8 protein-coding genes and 1 riboswitch are annotated in these 9,466 nt (G+C 41.1%); of the genes, 6 read left to right on the top strand and 2 right to left on the bottom strand.

Going from position 1 to position 9,466, the window contains the following annotated elements; genetic code table 11:
• Positions 1 to 183 precede the first annotated feature (183 nt).
• Positions 184 to 1,032, bottom strand: a complete 849-nt coding sequence (locus BN2425_RS11615) for a nuclease-related domain-containing protein (protein WP_319922076.1) — start codon at positions 1,030 to 1,032, stop codon at positions 184 to 186.
• A gap of 297 nt (positions 1,033 to 1,329) precedes the next feature.
• Here BN2425_RS11615 and trxA point away from each other — a divergent pair, with 297 nt between their 5' ends.
• From trxA to BN2425_RS11600, 3 genes are all read left to right on the top strand, one after another.
• Positions 1,330 to 1,644, top strand: coding sequence for a thioredoxin (trxA, locus tag BN2425_RS11610; RefSeq protein WP_042459354.1), 315 nt, complete (start codon positions 1,330 to 1,332; stop codon positions 1,642 to 1,644).
• 143 nt (positions 1,645 to 1,787) lie between these two features.
• Positions 1,788 to 3,563 (top strand): excinuclease ABC subunit UvrC, encoded by a 1,776-nt coding sequence (gene uvrC, locus BN2425_RS11605; RefSeq protein ID WP_042459351.1) that lies wholly within the window; start codon positions 1,788 to 1,790, stop codon positions 3,561 to 3,563.
• A 66-nt stretch (positions 3,564 to 3,629) separates the two neighbouring features.
• Positions 3,630 to 3,808, top strand: a riboswitch (Lysine riboswitch).
• Between the two features lie 110 nt (positions 3,809 to 3,918).
• Positions 3,919 to 5,139 (top strand): aspartate kinase, encoded by a 1,221-nt coding sequence (locus BN2425_RS11600; RefSeq protein WP_042459349.1) that lies wholly within the window; start codon positions 3,919 to 3,921, stop codon positions 5,137 to 5,139.
• A gap of 54 nt (positions 5,140 to 5,193) precedes the next feature.
• On the opposite strand, the gene BN2425_RS11595 is transcribed toward BN2425_RS11600, so the two are convergent.
• Positions 5,194 to 5,646 carry a YslB family protein gene (locus tag BN2425_RS11595; protein ID WP_042459347.1) on the bottom strand — a complete coding sequence of 151 codons (453 nt, stop codon included), beginning with the start codon at positions 5,644 to 5,646 and terminating at the stop codon, positions 5,194 to 5,196.
• 424 nt (positions 5,647 to 6,070) lie between these two features.
• Here BN2425_RS11595 and BN2425_RS11590 point away from each other — a divergent pair, with 424 nt between their 5' ends.
• Genes BN2425_RS11590 through sdhB form a run of 3 tightly spaced genes read left to right on the top strand, consistent with a single transcriptional unit; the run spans position 6,071 to position 9,270 of the window.
• On the top strand, positions 6,071 to 6,679 hold the full coding sequence (locus tag BN2425_RS11590; protein WP_042459345.1) for a succinate dehydrogenase cytochrome b558 subunit: 609 nt from the start codon (positions 6,071 to 6,073) through the stop codon (positions 6,677 to 6,679).
• Positions 6,680 to 6,738: 59 nt separating this feature from the next.
• Entirely contained in the window at positions 6,739 to 8,490 is a 1,752-nt protein-coding gene (sdhA, locus tag BN2425_RS11585) for a succinate dehydrogenase flavoprotein subunit (RefSeq protein WP_042459342.1), read from the top strand.
• Positions 8,491 to 8,508: 18 nt separating this feature from the next.
• The gene (gene sdhB, locus BN2425_RS11580) at positions 8,509 to 9,270 is read left to right on the top strand and encodes a succinate dehydrogenase iron-sulfur subunit (protein ID WP_042459339.1); all 762 of its coding nucleotides are present in this window, start codon (positions 8,509 to 8,511) and stop codon (positions 9,268 to 9,270) included.
• Positions 9,271 to 9,466: the final 196 nt, after the last annotated feature.

Genomic DNA, 9,466 nt, shown 5'->3' with positions numbered 1-9,466 from the left:
GTTATTAACGACAAAAGGAAACCGGGTTTCATAAAAACTGTCGTTAATAAGGTCTCTTAACGACAAAATGACTGCCGGAATCATAAAAAACTGTCGTTAATAAAGCTCTTTAAGTTGAAACGACTAATATATAAATAACAAGGAAATCAGGATTAATACATTTTTAGAAACCAACTCTGAATTTTATCTGTTCTCATAATATGCCCATTGTCCGACCCCCACAATTTCCATATTTTTATCTAATATCCTGCTTAACCTTCTTTTTGAATCAATTACTTGGCACCATTCATGAACCAAATTAGTAGTAATCTTCATCTCAGGAAACAGCAGCATAATCTCCTTTACATTCCGCATGACCGCATTCTCCACCTTTTCTTCATACCCACATTCCAGGCATATCAACTTACTCCCGACCACTTTAATGGAAAATGAAAAACACAATGGACATATATTCCCTTTTCGCAAATGTTCATACTTATATGAAGGCAACTGCGTATAGGGAGACTTTTTTATGTACAGCGAGATTAACTTTTCCGCAATACTCGAATGTTTTTCACTTAGTTTCGAAGGGGTATTGTCTAATTTAGCCAAATAGGCATCCATTTGTGTTGGAAGAATAAATGGTTTATTGCAGGGGCATTCATAAAGGGTACACTGGGGATTAACAAAAACTACTTGCGCCTCGATTGGCAAAATAATTTTATGACTTTGCAACAGCTGGTGAAGCAATAGGTCACTTCGAATTAATTGATGATGCGGGTTTGCAATTTTTTTATTACCTACTGTTTGAAAACATTCATCCTCGTAAATAAAATTACCTTCAAAATTTTTTATCTCGAAGAACCGAATTGTTCCTTGAAAAATAATGAGTGAATCAATTTGAAAAGTGGTGCTGTTTACTTTAAAAAGCAAATCGTTTAGTATCAGACAATCACATGTAAGCTTCTCCGTTCGTTGATCAAACATAACCTCTCCCTCATACCCTTTTTTCAGATTTAAATAGTGTTGCTTGTCCGACGGCGACAAAACCATTCGTGTGTCCAAATACCGAAGAATCTTTAATTCATCCGATTCAAACCTCGGTTTAAGAACCTTGCCCATATGCCACGGCCTTTCTCCATTTATTAACGTACAAGTCCATTCTATAAAAAGTTTCGGGCATCCAAATGTAAGAGTGATGAATTTTTTGTTAATGTTTAATCGCTTACAACGGAATAGGACGCTTATCAAAAGGGGAAAATGTATGACGAAACATATTATTAGCGCGAATTACCAATCGATGGTATACTTTCGTTAGATTTAAGTTCTATTTATTAGGAGGGCTTTGTAATGGCAATTTCTCATGTAACCGATCAAAACTTCTCGGCTGAAACAAGCGATGGTCTTGTTCTTGTCGATTTCTGGGCACCATGGTGCGGACCTTGTAAAATGATCGCTCCAGTTCTTGAAGAACTTGACGCCGAAATGGGCGATAAAGTAGCAATCAAAAAATTAGACGTGGACGACAACCCACAGACAGCTGCCAACTTTGGCGTAATGAGCATTCCTACTTTATTGGTATTTAAAAATGGGGAAGTAGTCGATAAAGTTGTCGGCTTCCAACCTAAAGACGCTCTAGCTGGCGTACTTCAAAAACACGTTTAATTCCCAAGAACACTCGAACCCCTGGCAGATGTCATCTGTTGGGGGTTTTCCTTTGTTTCCAAAAACTCATACTTCCATTTACCAGCACTTTGTTTTACAATTTTAAGGATAAACATAAAAAAGACGGAAGGGGAGTAGCCGGAATGAATGAAATAATCAAGCAAAAATTAACACTGCTTCCTGATCAGCCTGGCTGCTACTTGATGAAAGACCGTCAGGGGACGATTATCTACGTAGGGAAAGCCAAAGTGTTAAAAAACCGCGTCCGTTCCTATTTCACGGGCTCGCATGATGGAAAAACATTACGTCTTGTCAACGAAATCGAAGACTTTGAATATATTGTCACCTCATCTAATATCGAAGCATTACTGCTCGAATTAAATCTCATTAAAAAATACGATCCTAAATACAATATCATGCTGAAGGATGATAAAACCTACCCGTTCATTAAGCTGACGGCAGAGCGTCATCCGAAGCTAATTATCACGAGAAAAGTCAAAAAGGACAAAGGCAAATACTTTGGTCCATATCCGAATGTAGGGGCAGCCAACGAAACCAAAAAGCTGCTCGACCGGATTTATCCATTAAGAAAATGTTCCACGCTGCCTGACCGCGTCTGCCTGTACTACCATCTTGGCCAGTGCCTGGCGCCATGCGTCAATGAGGTCGCAGAAAAAACATACAAGGAAATGACCGATGAAATCACCAGATTTTTAAATGGCGGTTACAAAGAAATCAAAAAAGAGCTGACCGATAGAATGAACGCCGCGGCAGAGGAACTTGATTTCGAACGGGCAAAAGAATACCGCGACAAAATCATCCATATTGAAACCATCATGGAAAAACAAAAAATCACCATGACCGATTTTACCGACCGCGACGTGTTTGGCTATTCTGTCGACAAAGGCTGGATGTGTGTCCAGGTCTTCTTTGTGCGTCAAGGGAAACTGATTGAAAGAGATGTCTCAATGTTCCCAAGCTACAACGAGCCGGAAGAGGAAATGCTTACTTTCCTTGGCCAATTTTATCAAAAGACCAACCACATCAAACCAAAAGAAGTTCTGATTCAGGACGAAGTCGACCAAAATCTCGCCGAACAGCTTTTAGAAGTAAAAGTGGTTAAACCGCAGCGGGGTCAGAAAAAAGACCTGGTCAAAATGGCAATCAAAAATGCCAAAATTGCATTGAATGAAAAATTCTCTTTAATTGAAAAAGACGAAGAAAGAACGATTAAAGCCGTGGAAAATCTCGGGCAATACCTAGGAATCTATACCCCGCACAGGATTGAAGCATTTGATAACTCAAATATTCAAGGAACGGACCCTGTTTCAGCTATGATCGTGTTTACAGATGGTAAACCGAATAAACGGGAATACCGCAAATATAAAATCAAAACAGTGCAAGGCCCTGATGATTACGAATCCATGAGAGAAGTAACAAGAAGGCGATATTCTAGAGCCTTAAAGGAAGACTTGCCGCTTCCTGATTTAATTATCATTGATGGTGGGAAAACCCATGTGGAAGCAGTCAAAGATGTACTAGAAAATGAGTTAGGCTTGGATATTCCGATTGCTGGTTTGGCAAAAGATGAAAAGCACAGAACGTCGCAGCTTTTGTACGGAGACCCGCTGGAGATTATTCCGCTTGGGCGGAACAGCCAGGAGTTCTATTTGCTGCAGCGAATCCAAGACGAAGTGCACCGATTTGCCATCACCTTCCACCGGCAAGTCCGCGGTAAAAACGCCTTCCAATCGTTGTTAGATGATATCCCTGGAGTTGGGGAAAAACGAAAAAAATTATTGCTCAAACATTTTGGATCCGTCAAAAGAATGAAAGAAGCAAGCTTAGAAGATTTTACTTCCCTAAGTATTCCTGTCAACGTCGCTGAGGAATTAATCAAAAAACTTCAATCTGACTAATTGTCATAAATTATTTGCTGTGCTATAATGAGTGAAAATTTAATAACTATCACTTTTACGTGTTAAAGTGAAGGTAGAGGTGCGAACTTCAATAGTAAAAGTCCCGAGAAGGATGAGCTTCGAGGAAGGGCTTTGAAAGGGGATGTTCGCCGAAGTAGAGAAAGACTCATGGCTTTCTTTGCTGGTTTTGCATTTAAGAGATGCAGGACTGTCAAGACCAACCGTCTTGGAGAGCTATCTTTCATTGTGTATACATGAACTTTTCTTCGTGTTGAACAAGCAATGGGATAATCTCTCATTGCTTTTTTATTTGGGAGAAAAAGCAGATAGTTGAAAGATGAGAGAGGGAGAAGACATGGGGCTAATTGTACAAAAGTTTGGAGGAACCTCCGTTGGCAGCATCGACCGCATTCTCAATGTAGCCGGACGTGTTAAAGAGGAAATAGACAAGGGAAACCAAGTGGTTGTAGTCGTTTCGGCAATGGGGAAAACAACAGACCAACTGGTAAACATGGCAAAGGAGCTTTCTCCGCAGCCAAACAAACGGGAGATGGACATGCTCCTGACAACGGGCGAGCAGGTGACGATTTCCTTATTATCCATTGCCTTGAATCAAAACGGGCTTGAGGCTATTTCATACACCGGTTGGCAAGCAGGAATTGTCACGGAACCGGTCCATGCTAATGCGAGAATTGCGAAAATTGATACAAATGCCATTAGTCAGCAGCTTGTTAGCGGTAAAGTGGTTGTCGTAGCAGGATTTCAAGGAATTACTGAGGATGGCGAAATTACTACATTGGGCCGCGGCGGTTCTGATACGACGGCAGTTGCTCTAGCAGCAGCCCTAAAAGCTGACCGTTGCGATATATATACAGATGTAACCGGCGTTTTTACAACCGATCCGCGCTATATTAAAAATGCTCGCAAATTATTATCTATTTCCTACGATGAGATGCTTGAACTCGCAAACCTTGGAGCAGGCGTATTGCATCCTAGAGCAGTTGAATTTGCGAAAAACTATCAAGTTCGTCTGGAAGTCCGGTCAAGTATGGAAAAAGAAGAAGGTACTGTCATTGAGGGGGAAGCTACAATGGAACAAAATCTAGTTGTCCGCGGAGTCGCATTTGAGGATGAAATCACTAAGGTTACAGTGTTAGGACTAACTAATTCATTAACCAGTCTATCAACTATTTTTACAACTTTGGCAAAAAATCATATAAACGTTGATATTATTATTCAAAGCACTACGGAAGCAGGAACCGCCAATCTATCCTTCTCGATTCATACCGATGATTGGCTGGAAACATTGAATGTGTTAGAAGATAACAAAGAAGTATTAGGATACGAACAGCTGGATGCGGAAAATAAACTGGCAAAAGTATCGATTGTTGGCTCTGGTATGGTTTCTAATCCTGGAGTTGCCGCAAAAATGTTCCAGATTTTAGCTGACAATAATATACAAGTGAAAATGGTTAGCACATCTGAAATAAAAGTCTCAGCCGTTGTGGAAGAGAAACATATGCTTAAGGCTGTTGAAGTGCTGCACGACGCATTTGAACTGGCAAGCGTTGAATAACAAAACAAAAAGGGGAGGATGCACTCGCATCCTCCTCCGTTTTGGAACGAACGATTACAAAGGGTCGTTTTGATCCCACTTTACAGTGAATTGAACTTTGTTAGACTTTTTAACAGGATGTTCAAACGTTTCAGCGACCACTTCTTTTTGCAGTTCGATTTGCTGGGCAATAAAACCTGCTTCGAGCTGGAAAAAATGTTCTGCCTTTGATTTCACACGTGGAGCTAGCAATGGGCTTGTGAGCTCCAAGTCCAACTGTGTTTTTGACTCTTTTACGATCTCAAGAGTTCCCCATGAGGCTGTAGCAAAAAATTCGAGCATGCTTTCAAAATCAGCCAATGGATATTTCCTTGCTAGCCGTTTACCGGCCCAATATAAAATTTCAGGGGTGTCCTTACCAAAAATCTCCGGCAACAGGGTTTCTCTGATTAATTCATAACCAAAAATGGAAATGGTTCTTGTTTCTAGTGGTTGAATAGATTGTTCTAGAGCAGTGCTTTCCTTCACGAGTTTCCCCTCTTTCTACGATTCTATTATATACAAAAATAGTCGCTTTTCAGTACCGTTTTTTCAAAAAAGCCTGCAGATTTTTGTGGAAGTTTTTGCTATATTACAATATCTTATTCTGGTTAATAACGTTATTTTCACCAAAAAAATAAAAACTTTTCCATAAAGATGTTGGTAATTTGGTGGCAGACCTGACAAGTTTTAGGAGTGGTACTACTCCAATTTTCCTAAAATGTAAGCGTTTTCTAATATAATATCAATATATTTTAAAAATTTTATTTTTTCGTCGTTTTTTATGTATCCGTTTCCTTGACGCTCTATAAGGTTGGGAGTAAAATGAACATGTCACATAATTGTCACAGTGATGCTGAAACATTAAACAGGGAGAATAATCGGTTTTTTAAAACTAAAGGGGGGTAAATCAATGGCGGGGAATCGCGAGTTTTTTAATCGAAGATTGCATTCATTGCTCGGAGTCATTCCAATCGGAATTTTTCTTCTGCAGCACCTAACGGTTAACCACTTTGCAACAAAGGGGGCTGAGTCTTTCAACACGGCTGCCAATTTTATGGGGAATCTTCCTTTCAAAATTGTTCTTGAGACAGTAGTAATCTATTTGCCGCTTCTGTTTCATGCAATCTATGGATTGTATATTGCTTTTACAGCAACTAGCAATGTTGGTAGATTCGGATTTTTTAGAAACTGGATGTATATCATCCAACGTGTAACTGGCGTTATTACACTTATCTTTATTACTTGGCATGTATGGCAAACTCGGGTAGCTGCTGCATTTGGTTCGGAAATCAACTTCAAAATGATGGAAGATATCCTATCTTCACCATTTATGTTTGGATTTTACCTAGTAGGGATCCTTTCAGCAATCTTCCATTTCGCAAATGGTTTATGGTCTTTCCTAGTAAGCTGGGGCATCACTGTATCACCGCGTTCCCAAAGGATTTCTACATATTTCACGATGGTCGTTTTCGTGCTTCTTTCAATTGTGGGAATACGTACATTACTAGCATTTATCTAAACTAGCAGAATTATTCGTAGAAAAATATTGGATTTTTTGGATTAAGGGAGTGAGTCACGATGAGTAAAGGAAAGGTAATCATAGTCGGTGGTGGATTAGCTGGCTTGATGGCAGCGGTTAAAGTTGCAGAACATGGGACACCAGTAGAATTATTTTCCCTAGTTCCAGTTAAACGCTCTCACTCTGTTTGTGCCCAAGGTGGTATTAATGGAGCAGTAAATACAAAAGGTGAAGGTGATTCCCCTTGGATTCACTTTGATGATACGATTTATGGAGGAGACTTCCTGGCTAACCAGCCCCCAGTAAAAGCGATGTGTGAAGCAGCGCCTGGTATCATTCATTTATTTGACCGGATGGGCGTTATGTTTAACCGTACTCCTGAAGGATTATTAGACTTCCGTCGTTTTGGTGGTACACAGCATCACCGGACAGCTTTCGCTGGTGCTACGACTGGCCAGCAATTATTATATGCTTTGGATGAACAAGTACGCCGTGAAGAAGTAGCCGGATTAGTTACTAAGTACGAAAACTGGGAATTCCTTGGCGTTGTCGTTGATGATGATGGCGTATGCCGCGGTATTGTCGCCCAAGATTTAAAAACGATGGAAATTAAGTCCTTTGCTGCTGATGCCGTCATTATGGCAACAGGTGGTCCTGGAATTATCTTTGGAAAATCAACTAACTCTGTTATTAACACAGGGTCTGCAGCCTCTATTGTCTACCAGCAAGGAGTTTATTATGCAAATGGTGAAATGATTCAAATTCACCCGACTGCTATACCTGGGGATGACAAGCTTCGTCTTATGAGTGAATCCGCACGCGGTGAAGGCGGCCGGATTTGGACATATAAAGATGGTAAGCCATGGTATTTCCTTGAAGAAAAATACCCTGCCTACGGTAACTTAGTGCCTCGCGATATCGCAACACGTGAAATTTTTGATGTCTGTGTGAATCAAAAACTTGGTGTCAATGGCGAGAACATGGTATTCCTGGACCTTTCGCATAAAGATCCTCATGAATTGGATGTTAAACTAGGCGGAATTATCGAAATCTATGAAAAATTCGTAGGCGATGACCCGCGTAAGGTTCCAATGAAGATTTTCCCTGCGGTTCACTATTCAATGGGTGGATTATGGGTGGACTATGATCAAATGACTAACATCCCTGGACTGTTTGCAGCTGGTGAGTGCGATTACTCACAGCACGGTGCGAACCGTTTAGGTGCTAACTCACTATTGTCAGCGATTTACGGTGGAATGGTCGCAGGACCAAACGCTGTTCGATATATTGACGGACTTGAAAAGAGCTCCGATGCCGTTTCTTCTAGCGTTTTTGACCGTCATGTCAAAGAGCAGCAAGAGAAATGGAATAACATCATGAGCATGGACGGAACGGAGAATGCCTACATTCTTCATAAAGAGTTGGGCGAATGGATGACAGATAACGTTACCGTTGTCCGTTATAATGATAAGCTTTTAAAAACAGATGAAAAGATTCAAGAACTGCTTGAACGCTATAAAAATATCAATATCAATGATACTTCGAAATGGAGCAATCAGGGTGCAGCGTTTACCCGTCAATTGTTCAACATGCTGCAACTGGCAAGGGTTATTACGCTTGGTGCATACAACCGTAATGAAAGCCGTGGCGCACACTATAAACCTGAATTCCCTGAACGGAATGATGAGGAGTTCATGAAAACGACAATGGCAAAATTTGTTGGTGCAAACGAAGCTCCTGCATTCCATTATGAAGATATCGACGTATCCTTGATTAAACCAAGAAAGCGGGATTATACGACAAAGCACTAAAAAGGGGAGTGGGAAGGAATGGCTGAAACAAAGACGGTCAAATTTATTATAACTCGTCAGGATACCCCGGAATCTGCTCCTTATGAAGAGGAGTTCGAGGTACCATATAGACCCAATATGAACGTAATATCTGCGTTAATGGAAATCCGCAGAAATCCTGTGAATACAAAAGGGCAGAAAACAACCCCTGTTACATGGGAAATGAACTGTCTAGAAGAAGTTTGTGGTGCTTGTTCTATGGTGATCAACGGCAAGCCGCGTCAATCCTGCTCGGCGCTAGTTGATAAGCTGGAACAGCCAATCCGCTTAGCGCCAATGAAGACTTTTCCAGTCATCCGTGACCTTCAAATCGACCGCAGCAGAATGTTTGATGCGTTGAAAAAGGTAAAAGCTTGGATTCCTATTGATGGAACGTATGACTTGGGACCAGGACCACGGATGCCTGAAACCAAACGCCAATGGGCATATGAATTATCTAAATGTATGACATGCGGTGTTTGCTTAGAGGCATGCCCGAATGTAAACAGCAAATCGAATTTTATCGGCCCTCAGCCGCTGTCACAGGTTCGTTTGTTTAACGCCCATCCAACAGGTGCCATGAATAAGGCAGAGCGTCTGGAAGCGATTATGGGTGATGGAGGCCTTTCCAACTGCGGCAATTCACAAAACTGTGTTCAATCCTGCCCTAAAGGGATTCCATTGACTACCTCGATTGCAGCATTGAACCGTGAAACAACATTCCAAGCATTTAGGAACTTCTTCGGAAGTGACCATGTTTAATAACACCATAAAAGAGACTGTCTAATCAAGGTTTACCTATGAGACAGCCTCTTTTTACGTGCGCCCAGCATGGGTGCAATCTATAGGGTGTAAGTCCCGAGCCATGAAGGTAGAAGTAATGGTTAGCTTAACGCAAGGGTGTCCACGGTGACGTGGAATCTAAAGGAAGCGAGCGGCAAACCTCCGGTTTGAGGAA

The organism is Neobacillus dielmonensis, assembly GCF_000612665.1.
GTDB classification, from domain to species: Bacteria; Bacillota; Bacilli; order Bacillales; family Cytobacillaceae; genus Neobacillus; species Neobacillus dielmonensis.
Note: the sequence above shows the minus strand (reverse complement) of the source record. Positions and strands in the feature narration are given on the sequence as shown.